At 40.1% G+C, this 21,092-nt stretch carries 18 protein-coding genes and 1 pseudogene; 12 read left to right on the forward strand and 7 right to left on the reverse strand.

The features are described from left to right. The first annotated feature begins 7 nt into the window (after positions 1-7). Positions 8-1,129, forward strand: coding sequence for an alanine racemase (gene alr / locus IGL31_RS00860; RefSeq protein ID WP_002296555.1), 1,122 nt, complete (start codon positions 8-10; stop codon positions 1,127-1,129). A 10-nt stretch (positions 1,130-1,139) separates the two neighbouring features. Further along, entirely contained in the window at positions 1,140-1,502 is a 363-nt protein-coding gene (locus IGL31_RS00865) for a type II toxin-antitoxin system PemK/MazF family toxin (RefSeq protein ID WP_002289874.1), read from the forward strand. Positions 1,503-1,677: 175 nt separating this feature from the next. Here the strand turns inward: IGL31_RS00865 and rpsN are convergent, their stop codons facing one another. Beyond that, positions 1,678-1,947 carry a 30S ribosomal protein S14 gene (gene rpsN, locus IGL31_RS00870; RefSeq protein ID WP_002293413.1) on the reverse strand — a complete coding sequence of 90 codons (270 nt, stop codon included), beginning with the start codon at positions 1,945-1,947 and terminating at the stop codon, positions 1,678-1,680. Between the two features lie 189 nt (positions 1,948-2,136). On the opposite strand from rpsN, the gene IGL31_RS00875 reads away from it, so the two are divergent. The 3 genes from IGL31_RS00875 to IGL31_RS00885 all read left to right on the forward strand — a co-directional run bounded on the left by IGL31_RS00875 (position 2,137) and on the right by IGL31_RS00885 (position 8,392). Next, complete coding sequence (locus IGL31_RS00875; RefSeq protein WP_002294206.1) at positions 2,137-3,084, forward strand: NADP-dependent oxidoreductase; 948 nt, start codon at positions 2,137-2,139, stop codon at positions 3,082-3,084. Between the two features lie 305 nt (positions 3,085-3,389). After that, a complete protein-coding gene (locus IGL31_RS00880) occupies positions 3,390-6,095 on the forward strand; it encodes a YhgE/Pip domain-containing protein (RefSeq protein WP_086299932.1) in 2,706 nt (901 codons plus the stop codon). Positions 6,096-6,568: 473 nt separating this feature from the next. Then, positions 6,569-8,392, forward strand: a complete 1,824-nt coding sequence (locus tag IGL31_RS00885; RefSeq protein ID WP_002294202.1) for an APC family permease — start codon at positions 6,569-6,571, stop codon at positions 8,390-8,392. Positions 8,393-8,533: 141 nt separating this feature from the next. Here the strand turns inward: IGL31_RS00885 and IGL31_RS00890 are convergent. Continuing rightward, positions 8,534-8,674 (reverse strand): annotated as a pseudogene (locus IGL31_RS00890) (transcriptional regulator); the annotation flags it as partial. Between the two features lie 520 nt (positions 8,675-9,194). Here IGL31_RS00890 and IGL31_RS00895 point away from each other — a divergent pair. The 4 genes from IGL31_RS00895 to IGL31_RS00910 all read left to right on the forward strand — a co-directional run bounded on the left by IGL31_RS00895 (position 9,195) and on the right by IGL31_RS00910 (position 10,495). Next, positions 9,195-9,458, forward strand: coding sequence for a type II toxin-antitoxin system Phd/YefM family antitoxin (locus IGL31_RS00895; protein WP_002294199.1), 264 nt, complete (start codon positions 9,195-9,197; stop codon positions 9,456-9,458). After that, the gene (locus tag IGL31_RS00900; RefSeq protein ID WP_002294198.1) at positions 9,458-9,724 is read left to right on the forward strand and encodes a Txe/YoeB family addiction module toxin; all 267 of its coding nucleotides are present in this window, start codon (positions 9,458-9,460) and stop codon (positions 9,722-9,724) included. Before IGL31_RS00895 ends, IGL31_RS00900 begins: the two co-directional genes overlap by 1 nt. A gap of 200 nt (positions 9,725-9,924) precedes the next feature. Then, positions 9,925-10,413: a mannosyl-glycoprotein endo-beta-N-acetylglucosamidase gene (locus IGL31_RS00905; protein WP_002301120.1), complete on the forward strand. Its 489-nt coding sequence runs from the start codon at positions 9,925-9,927 to the stop codon at positions 10,411-10,413. Continuing rightward, complete coding sequence (locus IGL31_RS00910; RefSeq protein ID WP_323133616.1) at positions 10,373-10,495, forward strand: hypothetical protein; 123 nt, start codon at positions 10,373-10,375, stop codon at positions 10,493-10,495. Before IGL31_RS00905 ends, IGL31_RS00910 begins: the two co-directional genes overlap by 41 nt. Before the next feature lie 459 nt (positions 10,496-10,954). Here IGL31_RS00910 and IGL31_RS00915 read toward each other — a convergent pair whose 3' ends face one another. Genes IGL31_RS00915 through IGL31_RS00930 form a run of 4 tightly spaced genes read right to left on the reverse strand, consistent with a single transcriptional unit; the run spans position 10,955 to position 14,357 of the window. After that, entirely contained in the window at positions 10,955-11,626 is a 672-nt protein-coding gene (locus IGL31_RS00915; protein ID WP_002319469.1) for an ABC transporter permease, read from the reverse strand. Beyond that, positions 11,623-12,540, reverse strand: coding sequence for an osmoprotectant ABC transporter substrate-binding protein (locus IGL31_RS00920; protein WP_086299930.1), 918 nt, complete (start codon positions 12,538-12,540; stop codon positions 11,623-11,625). The genes IGL31_RS00915 and IGL31_RS00920 overlap by 4 nt, the downstream gene beginning before the upstream one ends. Beyond that, positions 12,537-13,178 (reverse strand): ABC transporter permease, encoded by a 642-nt coding sequence (locus tag IGL31_RS00925; protein WP_002293405.1) that lies wholly within the window; start codon positions 13,176-13,178, stop codon positions 12,537-12,539. The genes IGL31_RS00920 and IGL31_RS00925 overlap by 4 nt, the downstream gene beginning before the upstream one ends. Positions 13,179-13,181: 3 nt before the next feature. Next, entirely contained in the window at positions 13,182-14,357 is a 1,176-nt protein-coding gene (locus IGL31_RS00930) for a betaine/proline/choline family ABC transporter ATP-binding protein (RefSeq protein WP_086299929.1), read from the reverse strand. A gap of 192 nt (positions 14,358-14,549) precedes the next feature. On the opposite strand from IGL31_RS00930, the gene queA reads away from it, so the two are divergent. Together queA and IGL31_RS00940 are read left to right on the forward strand one after the other, a co-directional pair. Then, a complete protein-coding gene (queA, locus tag IGL31_RS00935; protein WP_002296565.1) occupies positions 14,550-15,581 on the forward strand; it encodes a tRNA preQ1(34) S-adenosylmethionine ribosyltransferase-isomerase QueA in 1,032 nt (343 codons plus the stop codon). Positions 15,582-16,199: 618 nt separating this feature from the next. Next, positions 16,200-18,839 carry a cation-translocating P-type ATPase gene (locus IGL31_RS00940; RefSeq protein ID WP_086299927.1) on the forward strand — a complete coding sequence of 880 codons (2,640 nt, stop codon included), beginning with the start codon at positions 16,200-16,202 and terminating at the stop codon, positions 18,837-18,839. 167 nt (positions 18,840-19,006) lie between these two features. Here the strand turns inward: IGL31_RS00940 and IGL31_RS00945 are convergent, their stop codons facing one another. Continuing rightward, on the reverse strand, positions 19,007-19,705 hold the full coding sequence (locus IGL31_RS00945; RefSeq protein WP_086299926.1) for a DUF975 family protein: 699 nt from the start codon (positions 19,703-19,705) through the stop codon (positions 19,007-19,009). 217 nt (positions 19,706-19,922) lie between these two features. On the opposite strand from IGL31_RS00945, the gene tgt reads away from it, so the two are divergent. After that, on the forward strand, positions 19,923-21,068 hold the full coding sequence (gene tgt / locus IGL31_RS00950; protein WP_002294183.1) for a tRNA guanosine(34) transglycosylase Tgt: 1,146 nt from the start codon (positions 19,923-19,925) through the stop codon (positions 21,066-21,068). Positions 21,069-21,092: the final 24 nt, after the last annotated feature.

The following is a 21,092-nucleotide window of genomic DNA, read 5'->3' on the forward strand; positions in this document are numbered from 1 at the left end:
AAAAACGATGGTTGTCGCTTGGCACCGCCCAACGAAAGCAGTGATACATAAAAAAGCTATAACTGAAAATGTAGCAAATGAAGTTGCAAGACTTCCGCAAGGAAAAGAATTGTTTGCAGTAGTAAAAGCAAACGGATACGGTCATGGAGCTATTGAAACAGCTGAGGCAGCAGTTGCAGGTGGAGCTTCGGGCTTTTGTGTTTCAAATTTAGATGAAGGAGTCGAGTTGAGAGAAGCTGGATTTACTCAGCCCATCCTTATCTTGAATATGGTTCCTTACGACGCACTGACTGTAGCTGTTGCTCATGATTTATCAGTAACTGCAGGTACACGGGAATGGTTGCAGGCAGCAGCTGCTGTTTTAGAGAAAAGTAAGCTAGAGACGCCTCTTTCGATTCATCTAAAAGCAGACACTGGGATGGGTCGTATCGGATTTTGTACACCTGAAGAAGTAAAAGAGGCAGCTGCATTCATCAAAGAAAGTCGTGTATTAGAATGGGAAGGTTTATTTACCCATTTTTCTACAGCAGATCAGGCAGATGATACATATTGGAATCTGCAAAAAGAACGCTTTATAGAAGTGCTGAAAAAACTTCCCGAACTTCCTCGATATGTACATGTCAGCAATAGTGCAACGGCTTTATGGCATGATGAAACAATCGGCAATATGATTCGTTATGGAGTAGCAATGTACGGACTGAATCCCTCTGGGCACGCACTACCGGAAGTTTATCCATTGCAGCCAGCACTTGAGCTGGTTTCTGAATTGATTCAAGTCAAAAAACTCCCAGCAGGTGAAGGAATCGGCTATGGAGAAACATATATCACTCCTGAAGCAGAGTGGATCGGAACGATACCGATCGGTTATGCAGATGGCTGGCCACGAAAGATGCAGGGTTTTTCTCTATTGGTAGAAGGGAACTACTGTGAAACGATTGGGCGTGTATGTATGGATCAACTGATGATCCGATTGCCTCAAGAATTTCCTGTCGGAACAAAAGTGACGCTTATCGGCAAAAATGCAGACAAAGAAATCACTATGCAGGATATAGCAGATCAATTAGGTACGATCCACTATGAAGTGGCTTGCGGATTAGGACAGCGGATACCAAGAGAATATCAAGAATAAGGAGGATCCTATGGTAAAAAGAGGAGATATTTATTTTGCTGATCTTTCTCCAGTCGTGGGATCGGAGCAAGGCGGAACACGCCCAGTTTTGGTTATTCAAAATAATCTAGGTAACCATTTTAGCCCGACGATCATTGTTGCGGCCATAACGGCAAAAATGGCTAAACCTAAGCTTCCGACTCACATTGGGATCAAAGCTACTGGAACAGGAATAGAAAGAGACTCCGTTATCCTGTTGGAGCAGATCAGAACGATCGATAAATCAAGATTGAAAGAAAAGGTCTGCCATTTGGATCGACCCATTATGGCAGAAGTTGACCGAGCATTGAAAATTAGTGTGGGTATCGAAGCACTGACTCCTGTTACTAAATAAATATAGCGAAGTAACCATGCAGCCTTTACATATAAAAAAGGACCAGCTGTGCGTAAAAAAAGATACGTCTGCTTCTAGTACCAGCATTTCTGCTAGAAGAAGCGAACGTATCTTTTTTGATGATCCAAGGAGTGGTCCATGCGCCCTCCTCCTTTACATTACAGCCAGACTTGGATTACCAGCTGGCTTTTTTTACTCCTGGAATCAAACCTTTATGTGCTAATTCACGGAATTTTATACGGGACATCCCGAATTTACGCATGTATCCGCGAGGGCGTCCATCGATTAAATCACGATTTTTCAATCGTTCTGGACGAGCATCTAAAGGAAGTTTGCGCAAGCCTTCGTAATCTTTTTGCGCTTTTAATTCCTGGCGTAAAGCAGCATAGCGTTCAATCGTTTCTTGCTGTTTTTTTGCTTTGGCAATCTTTGATTTTTTAGCCATCAACAAATTCCTCCAATTATTTTTTATTAGCGTAAATCGTAATCTTTACGCTTTTAGATAAATAATTTAACACGTTTCGCGAAAAAAGACAATTATTTTGTTTTGAATCATGCGCCAAAACGAAAAGACATTTTTTTTGTCAAAATAAAGGCATAAACGTAAACTTAAAGAAAAAGGGAGATGGTGACCATGCGAAGATTTGCAATTAACGGTTACGGAGAAGCACAAGATGTTTTTGAAGAAATCGATGCTCATCCCAGAGAAGTCGGTTCTGGACATGTTCGTGTAGAAATAAAAGCATTCAGTGTGAATCCTTATGATGTTGCCTTGCGTTTAGGAGAAATGAAAGAGATACGAACATTGAAATTCCCTTATGTACCAGGTAATGATGGTGCTGGTATTGTGACAGAGATTGGTTCAGATGTCACAACTGTTCATGTAGGTGATCGAGTAGCTGTCCATGCAGTCGGCGGGACTTACGGAGAAGAAGTCGTGTTGCCATCAGCAAAAGTAGCAAAAATTCCAGATAAAATGAGTTGGGAAGAAGCAGCCGGAATGGTCACGCCAGGAATTACGGCTTATAATCTAATCAACCATTTGACGGAAATCCAGCCGACAGATACTGTAATGATACTAGGAGCATCAGGTGCGGTCGGGTCAAGTCTGATCCAGCTTCTCCATGAAAAGGGAATCCGAATCTTAACCAGTGCATCCAGTAAAAATGAGGAAAAGGTAAAAAAATTAGGAGCTTCAGCATTTGCTGCTTATGATAAAACAAATCCAGGTCTGCAATTTGCTGATCAGGCAGACCTTGTAATCGATGCGACGAAAGGAAGTATCAAAGGAGAAACCGGCATCCAGATCATGAAACCAGGCGGCAGGTATGTTGCATTAAATGACCTCCCAGATCTAGATTTGCGGCAAAAAAAGGAAGGCTTTTATGAATCGTTTGTTCCAAGAAAGGAATATCTAGATGCAGAAGCCTTTGCTGGCATAATCAAAGCCTACCAAAAAGGAGCCTTTCATGTTTTTATTTCAATGAATCTGTCTGCTTCACTTAAGCATGTCATCCAAGCACATCAGCTAGTTGAAGGACATCCTCCTGCTGGGAAAATCATCCTGTCATTCGAAAAATAAGAAATACAGGAATAAAAAACGAAAAAAGCTGAAACATTTTTGTAGGGGCAAAGACAAAAAATGTTTTAGCTTTTTTGCGTATACGTATAATAGATAAAAACTTTGGCATAAAATTATCTTTCCCTTTTATTTCATGATAAAGTAAAGTCTGTAATCCTTAATTATTTCTCAATATGTAAGAGATTACAATGAGACAATTGCCGTGATATGTCCAAAAATTCGACTTTTTTGAAAAAAGCCGATTGAAAAAAGTATGAAATACATGGTAAAGTAATTCAGCTGAAAAAAGAAGAAGGGGGAGAACTATGCAGTCAATCAAAAATACGCTTCGATTATATTTGCTTGACTGGAAACGGATTTTCAAAAACCCGATTGCAACACTTCTGATCATCGCGATCATGATCATCCCTTCGCTATATGCGTGGTTTAACATCAAAGCATTATGGGATCCATATGGAAATACTGGAGAGCTGCCAATTGCTGTTTACAGTGCAGACAAGCCAGCAGAGTTTCAAGGTAAAGAAGTGGCCATTGGGGAGCAAGTCATCGAATCGCTTCATAAAAATAAACAATTAGGATGGCAATTCGTTGATTCAAAAGAACAATTAGAAGACGGAGTCCGTTCCGGAAAGTATTACGCAGGTATTTACTTGCCAAAGGATTTCTCAGAAGATCTGCTGAGTTTTACTAGTGGTGATATCAAGAAACCAAAAATCGAATATACGGTAAATGAAAAAATCAATGCGATTGCACCGAAAATCACCGATAAAGGAGCAAGTTCGATCCAATCGCAAATCACAAATGAATTTATCAAAACAGCCAGTTCGACTTTATTGAAAGTATTCAATGAGATAGGTTACGACATCGATACGAACCTAGTAAGTATCAATAAAGTCAAAGATATGATTTTATCAACAGATGAAAATTTGGACACGATCGACGGCTACACAAAACAAGTCCTCGAATTACAAAGTCAACTACCTGAAATCAAGGAAAAACTGAATAAAGCAAATGAATTCGTGGATTACATCCCTAAAGTAGATGAGATGGGTGAAAAAGTCGTTGCATTGAATGACAAAATGCCTGAGTTGAAAGATCAAGCAAAAATCATCCTTGATTTGCAAGAAAAAATCCCAGAGATCCAAAATGCCGGTAAGCAACTAGCAGAGATCGACGGCGATTTTGCTTCGATCCAAGAGACAATGAACCAAGGAATCGATGAAGCAAAACAAGGCTTGACGATCATCCAACAAGTACAGGATATCTTGCCAGATGTGAAAAATTTAGAAAATCAGGCAAGTGATCTAGCAAACCAAACAAAATCAGGTGCCTCTCAGCTGAAAGATGCGATACCAAGCATCACAAACAGTGTAGATGTTACATTGAAGTCAATTGGACAAGTGGCAACAACGACAGGTTCGCTAGCATCTACCATTAACGAGGCAATTACAGATGGACAATTAACTCCGTCAGAAAAAGAAAATCTAGGAAATGTTCTTAATGATTTTATGGAGAATGTCTCAAAACAACAGACGTCAATAAATCAATTGATAGAATTTTTAACAAATCTACAAAATAATGCAGGAAATACCAATTTAAATGAGATTATTCGTCAACTTAATGATGTAAATAAATTTTTAGGAGATTTTAAAAATCGATTGAATCAACTAAATGTTGCGATACAAACAGGTGATATTCAACCGATTAAGGATGCATTAGGAAGTGTAGAATCTACGGCTAAACAAATTGATGATTTTATTAAAAACATCAATTTAGATCAAGTCAGCTCTACCGTCACTTCTCTACTAGACCAAGTCATCGATACGATTGGGACTGCACAAGGCGCACTGAGCAAAGCGGACCAGATCGACTTTGATTCGCTTCTCAGCTCAACGAAAGCAACTGTAACGAATGCAGTGGCAATTTTAGAAAAATATCAAAAAGAAATGCCTGCAATTGGACAAGAAATCCATGATGCCAATACAATGCTGAATGGAAATATGGATACCATCGTCAATGGCATCAATGAAGGGGCAGACCTATACAACAATGAATTACCGATCCTTCAGCAAAAATTAGGATTGGCCGCTGATTTTATCCAAAATGATTGGCCAGCACTAAAAAATGAAATCACCGGTACATTGACAACAGTAAATGAAAAAATGCCAGAAGTCGAAACAGCTGTGAACGCTGCTGCGGACTTGATCAACAATGACTGGCCAAATATCAAAGCTGGCATCCAAAAAGCAGCAGACGCGATCCGAAAAGGCGAACAAGAAGTCGATCTAGGTGAAGTCATCAAATTATTGAAACTAGATGCAACAAAAGAAAGTGACTTCTTTACACAACCTGTTGAGCTACAAACCAATGCGCTTTATCCAATCGCAAATAACGGTTCAGCTAGCACCCCGTTTTATACTGCACTATGTCTGTGGGTCGGCGCTGTTCTTCTTTCAAGTGTTGCTACGACAGAATACTATTTAGGAAAGAAAGACCGAAACAATTTTACGAAACGAGAACAATTCGTTGCTCGTATGCTGACATTTTTGACAATGGCGATTGCGCAAAGCTTGATCGTTACATTAGGGAATATTTTCTTACTAGGAGTAGATGTCCAAAATCCGGTCTACAGCGTGTCATTTGCTGTCTTGATCGCCTTAGCGTTCATGATGATCGTCTATGTCTTGGCTGCATTATTCGATAATGTCGGTAAAGGGATCGCTATTATCATCTTAGTACTGTCGATCTCTGGCGGAGGCGGGAACTATCCGATCCAAGTCTCAGGGAAATTCTTCCAAATGATCAATCCGTTCTTGCCATTTACTCATGCGGTAAACTTGTTACGGGAATCTGCAGGAGGAATTTATTGGCCAAATGCTACGAAAGCAATCTGGATCATGATCGGTTTGTTTGTTGTCTTTGGAATCGTAGGAACGGCAATCTATCCGTTCATCGAAGAAAAAATGACGAAATTCAAAGAAGCGGCGCATGAGAGCCATATTTTTCATTAAAAAAAGAGGTTGTGAAATCAGTGTTTTGACCTGAGTATTAGAGAAAAAAATGGAAAAATAGTTCCTCATATTTTGCCGTTTTTTGAGCTAATGCCGAGGGTCAGCTGATTGAACACCGTGTACCAAGAGGTTGTGACAACTGCGCTATGCTTCGAGTAGTAAGAATGATGGGTAGAAAGCAACCTTACATCTCTCTTTCAAAAGTTAAGATATCAAAAAGGATAGAACTTGATTTTCTAAGTCAAGTTCTATCCTTTTATTATAGAATTCAAAGAAAAAGCCCATAAAAAAATGTTAGATTTTTGCTGTATTAAAGCGTTTGAAAAAGCGCTTGATATTTTTCTGTTTTTTTCCAATTATTTTCTTAAAGTTTATTGACTTTTAAGGTCAGTGAGCGTACTATAACATCTTGTTTACTATAAATTTTCGACTATAAAACTTGAAGTAAAATTGTGTGTAAAGGAGTTTAGAAATTGGATTACTTAAAAAGGTTGTTAGTAGGTAAGCCTTTAAAATCTGCTGAAAATGATGAGCACAAATTAACCCGATTTGCTGCTTTGGCATTATTGTCGTCTGATGCGTTATCATCTATTGCATATGGTACGGAACAAATCGTTGTCGTTTTAGTCGCTTTGTCTGCTGCAGCCATCTGGTATTCGCTACCCATTGCCGCTTTTGTTATTATTTTATTGATTTCATTAACGCTATCATATCGTCAAATCATCCATGCTTATCCTCATGGCGGGGGAGCATATGTCGTCAGCAGTGAGAATCTTGGAAAGAATGCTGGCTTGATTTCCGGTGGCTCTTTATTGATCGACTACATGTTGACAGTAGCAGTATCTGTCTCAGCAGGTGCTGAAGCGATCACATCAGCGGTGCCAGCACTCTACGGTCATCAAGTCGCTATTTCTGTGACAATCGTTTTGCTACTGATGATGCTGAATCTTCGTGGTCTGAGGGAATCTGCATCGTTCCTATTATTTCCGGTGTACACATTTATCCTTGTGATCTCGTTACTGATCGTTGTTGGTTTATATAATATCGTGACAGGTGCTGTGCCATTGCAAGCTACTGCACTTCCAGGAGCGGCTGTGCCGGGTGTTTCTATCGCTTTGATTTTACGAGCATTTTCTTCTGGTTCTTCCTCTTTAACTGGGGTGGAGGCGATTAGTAATGCTGTACCATTCTTTAAGAAGCCAAGAGCAAAAAATGCCGCTGCTACGTTGACGATGATGGCATTGATCTTAGGTTTCTTCTTCGTGGGGATCACATTTATCAACTATTGGTATGGGATCGTTCCTGAAAAAGAAGTCACTGTTTTGTCTCAAATCGGTAAAGCTGTCTTTGGTCATGGTATTTTGTATTACGTCCTTCAATTTGCTACAGCGCTGATTTTAGCAGTTGCTGCTAACACCGGTTTTTCTGCTTTTCCAGTTCTTGCATACAATCTGGCAAAAGATAAATTCATGCCTCACATGTATCAAGATCGTGGGGATCGACTAGGCTATTCCAATGGGATTATCACACTAGCGCTAGGTTCGATCGTATTGCTGTTTATTTTCCATGGCTCAACAGAACGCTTGATTCCGTTATACTCTATCGGCGTGTTCATTCCATTTGCTTTATCTCAAACAGGGATGGTCGTCAAATGGAAAAAAGAAGGAAAAAGATGGTTAAGCAAGTCGATTGCCAATATTACAGGTGCGTTCATCTCATATGCAATCATTGCGATTTTGTTTGTCTATCGGTTAGGGGACATTTGGCCTTTCTTCATCATTATGCCAATCGTTATGTTCATTTTTTATAAGATCCATGATCATTATAAAAAAGTAGCAGAACAGCTTCGTTTAGAAAATGATGCAAAACTACATGATTATGACGGGAATACCGTTCTTGTATTAGTCGGGAATGTGACACGGGTAAATATCGGTGCGTTGAATTACGCACGTTCGATCGGTGATTATGTCGTTGCGATGCATGTTTCACTAGACGAAGATGTCGAAAAAGAAAAAGAAATCGAAGCAGAATTTAAAAAGCATTTCCCAGATGTCCGTTTTTCAATCGTCCACTCTTCTTATCGCTCGATTGAAAATCCAATTATCCGTTATGTAGATATCGTAAGTAAAAATGCAGCGAAACAAAACTATACAACTACTGTGTTGATTCCTCAATTTGTACCAAACAGACGCTGGCAGAATATTCTCCATAACCAAACAAGTTTGCGGTTAAGATTGCGATTGTCTTGGCGTGAAAATATCGTTGTCAGCACCTATAGCTACCATTTGAAGAAATAAACCAAGTTTTAAAATCAAAAACAGACCCTCTAGCTCTTAATTGAAGCTAGAGGGTCTGTTTTGTCTTATTCTCAGCTAAAGGTGCCCTCTATAAGCCATTAAAGATGGGAACAGCGTATGAAATGTTATTATTCTTCCTATTTAGCTGTAAAACATTTTGATTTTGATGTCTTGATCATAATTTCCGAATCCTTTGCCAAATAATGTACAGCCTCCTATATTTTCAGCTTCTTCCTTTACCTCGACTCTTAAGTGCCATGTGTCTTCATAGGTAGGAATCTCAGCCTCGTCAAGTGACCATTTTTTGTTACCATAACTCAGTGCCATTTTTAATTGATGATTCACAAACCCAACGGTCTAAGCAAGTATCAAATCGATAGTGAACATGAATGACAGGAGACGAAAGAGGCAATCATTTTTGAGGCAGTAGAAGACTTGACGGCCAAAATCAGTTTTGAATAACCGTTACAAATCTTGCGTGCGTATCCTCAGGTTATTCAAGATATCAATCAAGTCACACTGCAACGAGGAACCTTCGTGTATTGGTGTTGTTGCATAGACTCACAGGCTTTGGATTCGACCTTTGCTAAAGATGATACGTTGTTACCAATTACTTTACGTTTGGCTACCGCTAGTCGTAAAGGAGTAAGAAGTGAGCGTGGACAAAGATCCTCCCTAAAAAGGGGTCTTTTTCTCTATGTAAAAAAGAGGAAAAGTTTGCTGAATTTAAGTGCTTTATTGTATTTTTTTGACGTACTTAATCAAGTACGCTATAATTATATCAGAAAAAGGAGGAGAGACAATGGCTAATACAACGATGAATCCTAGCACTGCTCGTAAAAATTTTTATCAGTTATTGAAAGAGGTAAATGAAAATCATACTGAAATCGAGATTATTAGTGATCGTAGTGGAAACAATGCTGTATTGATTGGGCTGGAAGACTGGAGAGCGATTCAAGAAACCCTTTTTCTTGAGCAAACAGGTACTTTAGATAAAGTACGAGACCGCGAAAAAGACGACAGTGGCTTTACGAATATCGATGATATTGATTGGGAAGCTCTTTGATGAGTAACTATACAGTCGCAATCAAAAACTCTGCGAAAGTGGATTTAAGAAAAATCAAGCAATCGAATTTAAAGAAACAATTTGAAGAAGTGATTCAGACATTGAAGGAAGATCCATATATGCCCACGCAGTCTTTTGAAAAGCTGAGACCTACACATGAAGGCAGATACTCACGCAGGCTGAATAGACAGCATCGAGTGGTTTACAAAGTTGATGAGGAAAATAAAGTTGTGGAAATTTATTCTGCCTGGACACATTATGAGTGAAGTGAGAAGAGCCAACCTTTTTAGATAGTTAACAAAGAGTCTCCCCAAAAAGGAGACTCTTTTTTTGTTCTAAAACCAACCTTCTTGGATTTATTGCATGATTTCTTTAATTTGTTCCTATATCTCCACCTTTGAAGGGTCATTGTTTGAGTTTAGGAATGGAATGTTGACGGGTTTATGTAAAACAAGGAGGAAGAAGTGTGACAAGGAAAATCAGTAAAATTGGAGCATCGTTGTTAGTGTTGGCAGTGGCAACGACCATCGATTATCGCCAAAGTGAGGCGAAGACAATTGGAAATGTCGTTTATCGAGAAACAGCCAAAAGTATGTTGAAAAAAGCAATGGACAATCAACCGGAGTCGTCTTATTGGTTCCCAGAGGATTCGTTGGCATGGTCTTTTGGAAAAGATACAGATACGAAATACAATACCAGTGTCGTTTCTTTAGCAGAGCGGGTATCCAAAGCGACATTGCCGAACATGAATGTCACTCAAACGGAAGAAGTCAAAGTCGTGGCGCTTTCGGCCATGAATAGCAGTATCAACGGCAATGCATCACGAGGGATCGATATCTTTTACGCCAATGTCTTTTCTTATTGGCAATATATCGATCAATTGGTTTACGGGGGTGCTCTTCTGGTGAAGGATCATCGTACCGCCAAGTCTAGTTGCGACGGATGCAGTCCATAAGAATCGTGTACCGGTTTTAGGAACCGCAAACCTCCCATGGCGAGAAGCTGGAATGGCTAGATATGTTTTTAGCCAAGGATGAGGATGGCAAGTTCCCGATTGTATAAAAGATGATCGAAGTTACCGATACGGCAGTCACCAGTTTTGATGATGTAGCTGAAGGCATCGAACAATCGAGGACTGATGGAAAAGGCTTAAATGAAAGCCACGCCAAAGGATGTAAGAATTGATGCCCAATTCAAAGAACAAGCAGACGAGTATTTAGAGATCATGTGGTATGAATTCCATGACGAGTGATGGGAAAATGGATTGGCAAAATGCCTTAGCGGATAAGAAAAAAACTTAGTCGGTGGATGCAGAGATGAACCCGTTGGCAGTATGAAGTTGGAGTATACGGAATGGATAAATAGCTAAGAAAAGCAACTCTTTGCCCATAAGGAGGGAAGAATCAGAGTGGATTATTGCCTTAAAAAATGACAAAACTAAAAAAGCCTTTGCGACCAACAAATGGTCGCAGAAGCTTTTGTTTTTTACAATAACATCAGCGTGATGTACGGCTGGCTGGATCTAGCCGTCTTTCCAAAATACCTAAAAGCCAGTCCGTGATAATCGCCATTAATGCAGTTGGCAATGCACCTGCTAAAATAATCGATGTGCCATCTGTTGCATTGGTTCCTCGGATAATGATATCTCCAAGACCACCAGCACCGACGAATGCACCGATCGCGGTTATCCCGATGGCAACAACTAACGCGTTTCTTATGCCTGCCATGATAACAGAAACAGAGAGTGGTAACTCTACCATGAATAGTCGTTGTCTAGCAGTCATCCCCATGCCTTTGCCGACATCAAGGATGTTTTTGTCTACTTGGATCATCCCGGTATACGTATTCTTGATGATCGGTAAGAGGGAATACAAAAATACAGTAACAATCACGACATTGACTCCCAGGCCTAATCCAATGATTAAAATGGAGATCATGGCTAGAGAAGGGATCGTCTGGATGATATTCGCCAAACGAATCACCCAGTTTGCTAATTTACGTCTCCTAGAAATCATGATCCCAACCGGAATCCCGACAACTGCTGCAAAGAGGACACCATAGATAGAAATCAGGAAGTGACGGATAAATTGTGCAAAGATATAGGAGCCATTTTCCTGGAAATAATAGAAAAATTGTTGAAAGACATTCATTTTATCCAATTGCTTCACTTCCCTTCAAAATAGTGGTTTTCTTGTAAGAAACGTTGTGCTACTACTGATGGTTCCACTAGATTATTATCTGCTTCGTAGTTCAATTCCTGCATTTTTTCCGTACTGATGGTATGACCTAACTTATTTAAGGCTTCTTTTAAATGAGGCGTATCAGCTAATATCTTGTTGTCTACAACTGGAGCAGCATCATATGGTGGGAAGAATTGACGATCATCTTCCAACATGACTAGATCATAACTGGCGATCCGTCCATCCGTAGAGTAGCCAAGAACAATATCCATTTTTCCTGCTTCGACTGCGTCATAAACAAGTCCAATCTGCATAGGTAATATCGAATTGAAGGAGAAGCCATAAGTTTCTTGGAAGCCGTCATAACCGTCTCCTTTACGATTGATCCAAGAAGTATCTACACCAGCTACTAATTCATCCGCTACATTTTTCAGATCGCTGACTTTAGATAGATGGTATTTTTGTGCGGTGTCTTTTCGAACAAGAAAGACATACGTATTTTCAAAACCATAGGACGGGAACCACGTTTGATCGTATCTTTTCTCAAATTCATCTTTCACGGTAGCAAACGCTTTTTTCGGATCTTTTTCAGGAGGAAGGTTCAATGTAGTCGTTAAATCTGTTCCTGTGTAGCGAGCCGCTGAAATTGAAGCATCTCCGTTCATCATCGCTTGATGGTTGATAGTTGTGGTAGCCAGATTGTTGATGATTGCGGTATTTTTATCTGTATAATGTTCAACCATTCCGGCAACTAGGCTTGCTAAGATCTGTGCTTCTGAAGTGATTCCACCTGTGATCGAAATGGTGTCTTCATCTGTATTGCTGGCAAGACCAGGGAAAGAACAACTCGCAAGTATAAGAAGGGAGGAAAGTATCATGGTCATTTTTAACATACGTTTCATTCTTCATTCTCCTCTCTAAGTGCGATCGGTGTCAGCCGGTGTTCCAAGAGACCTAGAAGCCAATCAGCCAATAGTGCTAAAATTGTTACAGGGATCGTACCTGCCAAAATGAGATCTGGTTGGTAATTATTCAGTCCACTAAAAATCAAATCGCCTAAACCACCAGCGCCGATATAAGAGGCAAGTGTAGCCCATGCAATCACGTAAACGGCAGCTAAACGAATACCAGCCATGATCGTTGGCATAGCAATGGGCAATTCAACGGAAAAAATGGATTGGAACTCAGTCATCCCCATGCCTTTTGCCACATCCCGATAATTCCAATCGACGTTTTTCATCCCAATGTACGTATTACGTAAAATCGGCAATAATGAATAAATAAAGAGTGCGATAATCGCAGGTAATTTACCTACGCCAAATAGCGGGATCATCAATGCCAATAAAGCAAGAGAAGGGATTGTCTGCAAGGCACTGGTTAAGCCAATCACAATCGTGGCAGCTTTTGGAAAACGTGTCAGTAAGACACCAAGCGGTACAGCAATGATGATACCAATGATCAAAGCAAGTCCCGAAATATAAAGATGTTCAAAACCTTTTGAGAGAATTTCTGAACCGTGCTGATGAAAAAACTGCTGCATAGGTCAGACCTCCTTAGATTCTTCAGGAGTAGCTGACTCTGCAACATCAGTAGTTGCGGGATCTTCTCCCCAAATCACATCGTAGACGATATCCACTAATGATGCACGAGTCAGGATACCTACGACTTTGTTCTTTTCATCAACGACCGGCACGTATTTCAGTCCGCGTTTTAAAATGCGTTGCAAGGTATCACGAAGATAGGCGGATTCTTTTACGTAAAAAACATGTTTATTCAAAATGTCGCCGACACTGGATACTTTTCCTCGCTTTTTATTCAACGTTTCTACATCGATAAATCCTTTTAATACATTCGAATTATCGGTAACTAACAACGTATCTACACGTTTTTCCCTCATCAGTTTGATTGCTTCTTGTAATGATTTTTCCGGTGTAATCGTGATTGCTGTATTTAGCATAACTTCTCCGACTCTTGTCGCATTTGGCTTGGCTTGTAGTAGGCGATCTTCTCCAATCAACTCTTCTACGAAATCGTTTGCAGGATGACGTAAAATATTTTCTGGTGTATCAAATTGGATCACACGGCCTTCACTCATGATGGCGATACGGCTTGCTAGCTTAATTGCTTCATCCATGTCATGGGTTACAAATACGATCGTTTTTCCCAAGCGCTCTTGTAAATCTTTGACAAGGTCTTGCAAAGAATCACGAGTGATGGGATCAAGCGCACCGAATGGCTCGTCCATCAAGATGATATCTTGATTCGCTGCAAGGGCACGAACGACTCCAATACGCTGCTGCTGCCCACCAGATAATTCATGTGGGTAGCGATCTAACATCTCACGGGGCAATTCCACAAGATCAATCATTTTTTCAGCTGTTTTATTCCGTTCTTCTTGACTGACTTTCAACAATTTTTGGACAAGAGTGATATTTTCACGGATCGTCATGTGAGGCATCAATCCAATACTTTGGATAACATAGCCGATCTGACGTCGCAATTCCACTGGATCAATTTCTTGGATGGATTTTCCATCAATCAAAATTTTCCCTTGTGTTGGATCAGTCATTCGGTTGATCATCCGCATCGTCGTCGTTTTTCCGCTTCCGCTCGTACCGATAAAACAAATGAACTCACCCTTTTCAAATGAAAGATTGACGTCCTCTACAGCGACTTTTCCACCTTTATAAATTTTTGACACATTTTGAAATTCAATCATGGTGCCACCTCTTTTTCTATTTTCAATGAAGAACTATCTATTACTAGTATGCCTAAAACAATGAAAAAATACAAATAGGGTAGTTTTTTTATTTAGGAAAACAAAAAATAGAAGTGAAAAAGTGCTGATTTTGCCAACAGAATGAAAAACATGATAGAATGATGAAGCACATGATAGAAAGTGAGTGACGATATGTTAACAACAGAAGATTTTGATTTTGACTTGCCGGAAGAGTTGATCGCACAAACACCATTAAAAGACCGCGATCATTCTCGTTTACTTGTTTTGGATCGGAAAACTGGAGAGATGGAAGATAAACATTTCCATGAAATCATTGAAGAGTTACAGCCTGGTGATGCGCTAGTTATGAATAATACACGAGTTCTGCCTGCTCGTTTATATGGAGAAAAACCAGATACTGGTGCGCATTTAGAAGTCCTTCTTCTAACGAATACACAAGGAGATACGTGGGAGACATTGATCAAACCTGCGAAACGTGCCAAAGTTGGGACAAGAATCTCTTTTGGTGATGGCAGATTGCAAGCAGTAGTGAAAGAAGAATTGGAACACGGCGGACGGATCATTGACTTTGAGTATGAAGGAATTTTTCTAGAGATTCTTGAATCATTGGGAGAAATGCCATTGCCTCCATATATCAAAGAACGTCTGGAAGACCCAGATCGCTATCAAACTGTCTATGCGAAAGAAAATGGTTCTGCTGCAGCGCCAACAGCTGGATTGCATTTTACGAAAGAATTACTTGATGAGATCGAAGCAAAGGGTGTTGAATTAGTCTATCTGACACTACATGTAGGGTTAGGTACATTCCGACCTGTCAGCGTAGATAAAATTGAAGAACACCATATGCATAGTGAATTCTACCGTTTGACGGAAGAAGCAGCTGAGCGATTGAACCAAGTACGTAAAAATGGCGGGAAAATCGTGGCTGTCGGAACAACTTCAATTCGAACATTAGAAACGATTGGAACGAAATTTAATGGAGAAATCAAAGCAGACAGCGGATGGACTGATATTTTCATTACGCCTGGCTATGAATTCAAAGTGGTAGAAGCTTTCTCAACTAATTTCCATTTGCCAAAATCGACTTTAGTCATGTTAGTTAGTGCCTTTGCAGGAAGAGAATTGACTTTATCTGCTTACCAGCATGCGATTGAAGAGCGCTATCGTTTCTTTAGTTTTGGAGATGCGATGTTCGTGAAATAAGGTTATGAAAAGCCGCTAGTTTTGAATAACAAAAAAGCTTTACAAAGATTTTATGACAAAGAAAAAGCCGAGCTCTCGATAAGCTCGGCTTTCTTGTACCTCGGAAGGATTCAAATAAACAGAAATGATTGTAACTTTCCATCATACATGCAAAGCACGGTGTTGAATTTCTTCATGTTAAACAAAAATTTTGTTTTCGTTACATCTTCAACATTTAAAACATCTCTTGTTCCTATTCAATTTTCAGACGTTTACGTTATTCAATTGTTACGTATCGCATTACTTCTTGTTTCGGATACTTCGTGATCCAAACATCCATACGCATTCACTATTTATAGGTTTGTACTCTACACGCATGTCTGGGTGAAACCTGTACTTCTAACAACTTTGTTTGCTTACACTGTTCTATCGAGAAATTCTTCTGTCTATTTGATGGTATCCTCCTTCCTTACATCTATATAATAGCATCCTTTGGTAGCGTTTGCAAATATAAGCACTTTAAATTTTACGCTTTCTTAACAAATAATCGATAAGCCCTTTATTTGAAGTAAATAAAAAAAGGATGTTATAGTAAAATAAGTACCTTTTTTTGTACGAAGATTTTAAAGGAGGAATAGGATGGAAGAATACAAGCAGACAATAGAAGAAGTAAAGAAGGTAACAGAAGCAGATCCAGATACTGGGTTGTCTTCACAAGAAGTGGATGAACGGCGAAAAAAGCAGGGATTGAATAAATTCGATGAGGCGCCGAAAGAATCGATGATCAAAAAATTCTTTCGAAGCTTGTCCGATTTTACAACGATCATCCTTCTTGTAGCAGCGGTGATTTCCTTTTATACCGCATTTGCTACAGAACATGGGGATTTATTTGAAGGACTGCTGATCATCGCTATCGTTGTGATCAACTCGGTATTGGCGATTGTCCAAGAAGGAAACGCAGAAAAAGCACTGGAATCCTTGCAAGATATGAATAAACAAACGGCAACTGTCATACGAGACGGCAAAGTGACCACTGTTGAGTCAGAGCAACTGGTAGTGGGTGATATTCTTGTTTTAGAGTCCGGTGATGCTATTTCTGCCGATGCCCGTTTGATCGAAGCATCACAATTACGTGTAGAAGAATCGGCGTTGACTGGAGAAAGTGAAGCAGTTGAAAAAGATGCAGCATTTATTGCTGAAGAAGATGAGTCATTAGGTGACCAACTTAATATGGTATTTAAAGGATGTACGGTTGCTGCAGGTCGTGGGAAAGCGATCGTCACAGCCATTGGTATGGCTACAGAAATGGGTAAGATTGCGGATCTTTTGAACGAAAATACTATGCAAAAAACACCTTTACAGGTCCGATTGAATCAGCTAGGCAAACGAATCAGTATGATCGCTTTAGCGGCTGCGGCTTTAGTATTTGTGATTGGTGAACTGCAAGGAGAACCACTCCTTGAGATGTTCATGACTTCGATTTCTTTAGCTGTTGCAGCTGTACCGGAAACCTTGACTGTTATTGTTACGTTGACACTTGCATACGGTGTGCAGAAGATGGCGAGGAAACATGCGATCATCCGACAGTTGCCAGCAGTTGAAACGCTAGGAACCGCTAATGTTATCTGCTCAGACAAAACAGGAACGCTGACACAAAATGAAATGCGCGTCCGCCGGGTATGGAGCAAAGAAGATGAAGTAACGAATATCGAAGATTCAATGACGAACAGCGCGATGGAAATATTGAAAATGGCTGCACTATGTACAGATGTGACGGTCGAGCAAGAAGATGACGACCTTGTTATCAAAGGTAATCCAACAGAAGTAGCCATCGTAAGGGCTGTTGAAGAGAATTATCATACAAAAGCAGAATTAGAAGAAAAATATCCACGAGTAAACGAGCTTCCTTTTGATTCTGAACGAAAAATGATGACAACAGTTCACCAAATGGGCGAAAAATACATCTCAATCACCAAAGGAGCATTCGATGTTCTTGCTCCGCGCTTTAGTTCAGGCGATGTAGAACAAGCGGCGATCGTTAATGATCGCTTTGGTAAACGGGCACTGAGAGTGATTGCTGTTGGTTATGCTACTTATGACGAAGAACCGCAAGATATTTCTTCTGAAGCACTGGAAAAAGACTTACGTTTGATTGGTCTGATCGGAATGATCGATCCACCACGTCCAGAAAGTAAAGGAGCAATCAAGCGAGCGAAAAAGGCTGGCATCAAAACAGTCATGATCACTGGAGATCATGTGGTAACTGCCAGTGCCATAGCGAAAGAATTAGGTATCTTGAATGATCCGTCAGAAGCACTTTCAGGATCAGAACTGCATCAATTATCAGACGAAGAATTAGATGCGCGTGTCAAAGCTCTCTCTGTCTATGCTCGGGTAACGCCAGAAGACAAGATCCGGATCGTCAAATCTTGGCAACGTACGGGAGCAGTCGTAGCGATGACTGGCGATGGTGTGAATGATGCACCAGCGTTGAAAGCAAGTAATGTCGGATGTGCTATGGGGATCACAGGGACAGATGTGGCGCAAAGTGCCTCAGATATGATTCTGACGGATGACAACTTTGCGACGATTGTAGATGCTGTTAGTCAAGGACGTTCGGTTTATCAGAATATTCGTAAAGCTATCAACTTTTTGCTAAGCTGTAATATTTCGGAGATCTTTATTGTTTTGATTGCGATGCTGTTAGGCTGGGGAGCGCCATTCACAGCTGTGCAACTACTGTTTGTCAATGTAGTTGCCGATGGTCTTCCAGGATTTGCTTTGGGAAGAGAACCAGCAGAACACGGCATCATGGATCAGCCTCCTATTCCGAAAAACGAAGGGATCTTTGCTCGAGGCTTGTTGCAAAAAATCGCCATAAACGCAGGAGTCTTCACCATCGTAACGCTGTTTGGTTACTATTTAGGTAGTTATGTCGATACTATCAGCCCATGGGTAGATGCAAGTCAGCATGTCGGTCAAACTGTTGCATTCTTGATCTTAGCTTATTCATCGATTTTGCATGTGTTCAATGTACGCAGCAGCCAATCGATTTTCAAAGTCAATTTAGCAACCAATAAAGCTTTGGTAGAAATGGCGTTACTGGCATTAGCTATTACAACGGCTGTTGCTTTGCTGCCGTTTACGCAAGAACTATTCGGCCTAGTACACATCAGTTTGAATCACTGGTTCTTGGTAGGGATTTTGTCTATCGTACCAATCGCGGTGAATGAACTGATCAAGTTCCATCGATTACCGGAAGCAGAAGAAGAGGAATGATTAACTGTTTCTAAGTTGATTTTCTTTTTACTGGAACTATACAAAAAGGAGGTGTGACATGAATGTTGTCACACCTCCTTTTTGCTAATGGGCTGAATGTTTCTTTTACTGTCTCTCGATAAACGGTGTTCTCCTGCCACCCCCTCGGTCACAAGTCACACTCTCTTTTAAATATCTTTTGGCAATTGTTCATAAAATGCTGCTTTTGTTGCGGAAATGTATGGGCTGAGCCATAGATAACCAATACCAGCAGTTGCTAATGCTAAGATATGCCAGCCAATAAATGAAAGATCTAACCAGAAAAGTTGTCCTTTATAACCATCCATCAATTTTCGACTTGCAGTGATCGTATCCAGTACTTTAGGTGTTTGTCCTGTTTCTTGGACGATATCGTAGTAGATAAAATAGCTTTGAGAATAAGAATAGCTTTTAATGATTCCAGGAATAACTAATAGCAAACCCCATAATGTTGTAAAGATCGAGATCAGCACAGCTAAGCCGATCACTCCGCCGATAAACAAACCTTTGAATCCACGAAATGCATCTTTGAATGGTTCGATCTGATCTTTTTGTCCACGTAAAATATCAAGATAAGTCCAAGAAATACCGCTCATGAACAAAGCGCTAATGATGCTGGAAATAATTCCGCCACCGCCTCCTGAACTACCGCCTCCTGAAGTTGTCGCATCTGAGACGCTCGCTGATCCATCATATATGGTGGTGGCAAACAAGATAATAGGAATCATAATAAGAAGAATAGTAGCAATACCAATCAATGTAGGGATTAGATTTAGTAAAACAGCTTGTCCCCAACGTCCTTTTAGACTCTCTTTTGCTTGGCGTTTTAATTCTGCAGAAGATTGCATGATTTTTCCCTCCTTTCTTTCATAAAACCAATATACCATGTATCAAAAAATATTTCTGTCATAATGTTTTTCTTTTTTTTTGTTATTCATAAAAAAAGGATAAAAAAAAGAATATTAAATAAAGTAGAAGGAAGCCGAGGGAACTTGCAAAAAGCACTTGAAACGATTATGATGGTGGGAGTTGTCAAGATATTTTATATAGAAAGTAGGGAAATGAATGACGCAACCTGCCATTCGCTATCGTTTAATCAAGAAAGAAAAACATACTGGCGCGCGTTTAGGGGAATTGATCACGCCGCACGGAACTTTTCCCACACCAATGTTCATGCCAGTAGGAACATTAGCTACAGTAAAAACAATGTCCCCAGAAGAGTTGAAAGAAATGGGTGCTGGCGTTATTTTAAGTAATACATATCATTTATGGCTACGCCCTGGTGAAGACTTAGTAGAAGAAGCTGGCGGACTGCATAAATTTATGAACTGGGATCAACCGATTTTAACAGATTCAGGCGGCTTTCAAGTTTTTTCATTAAGTGATATGCGGAATATCGAAGAAGAAGGCGTGCATTTCAAAAATCACTTGAACGGTTCGCGTATGTTTTTATCACCAGAAAAAGCAATCAACATCCAAAATAAATTGGGCTCTGATATCATGATGAGTTTTGACGAATGTCCACCATTCGATGAAAGTTACGACTACGTGAAAAAATCAGTAGAACGTACGTCTCGATGGGCAGAACGAGGATTGAAAGCTCATGCTAACCCAGACCGTCAAGGATTATTTGGAATCATCCAAGGAGCAGGATTTGAAGATCTTCGTCGTCAAAGCGCGAAAGATCTAGTCGGGATGGATTTCCCTGGTTACTCAATCGGCGGGTTATCTGTCGGGGAACCTAAATCAGAAATGAATCGTGTATTAGAATTTACTACACCGTTGATCCCCGAAAACAAACCACGTTACTTGATGGGTGTCGGTGCTGCTGATTCATTGATCGATGGTGTTATCCGTGGAGTAGACATGTTTGACTGTGTCTTGCCTACTCGAATCGCTCGAAATGGCACATGTATGACTTCTCAAGGCCGTCTAGTAGTGAAAAATGCGAAATATGCCCATGATTTCCGTCCAATTGATGAGAAATGTGATTGTTATACATGTAAAAACTATACACGTGCCTATATCCGCCATTTGATCAAATGTGATGAAACATTTGGGATTCGTTTGACTTCTTACCACAATTTATACTTCTTGTTGAATCTAATGAAACAAGTACGTCAAGCAATCATGGATGATAATTTGCTTGAATTTAGAGAAGCCTTTTTTGAAGAATACGGGTTCAATAAAGAAAACGCAAAAAGCTTCTAAAGGAAAATCTTTTAAAAATTAAGT

It is taken from the genome of Enterococcus sp. MSG3290, assembly GCF_050555565.1.
In the GTDB taxonomy this organism is placed as follows: domain Bacteria; phylum Bacillota; class Bacilli; order Lactobacillales; family Enterococcaceae; genus Enterococcus_B; species Enterococcus_B faecium.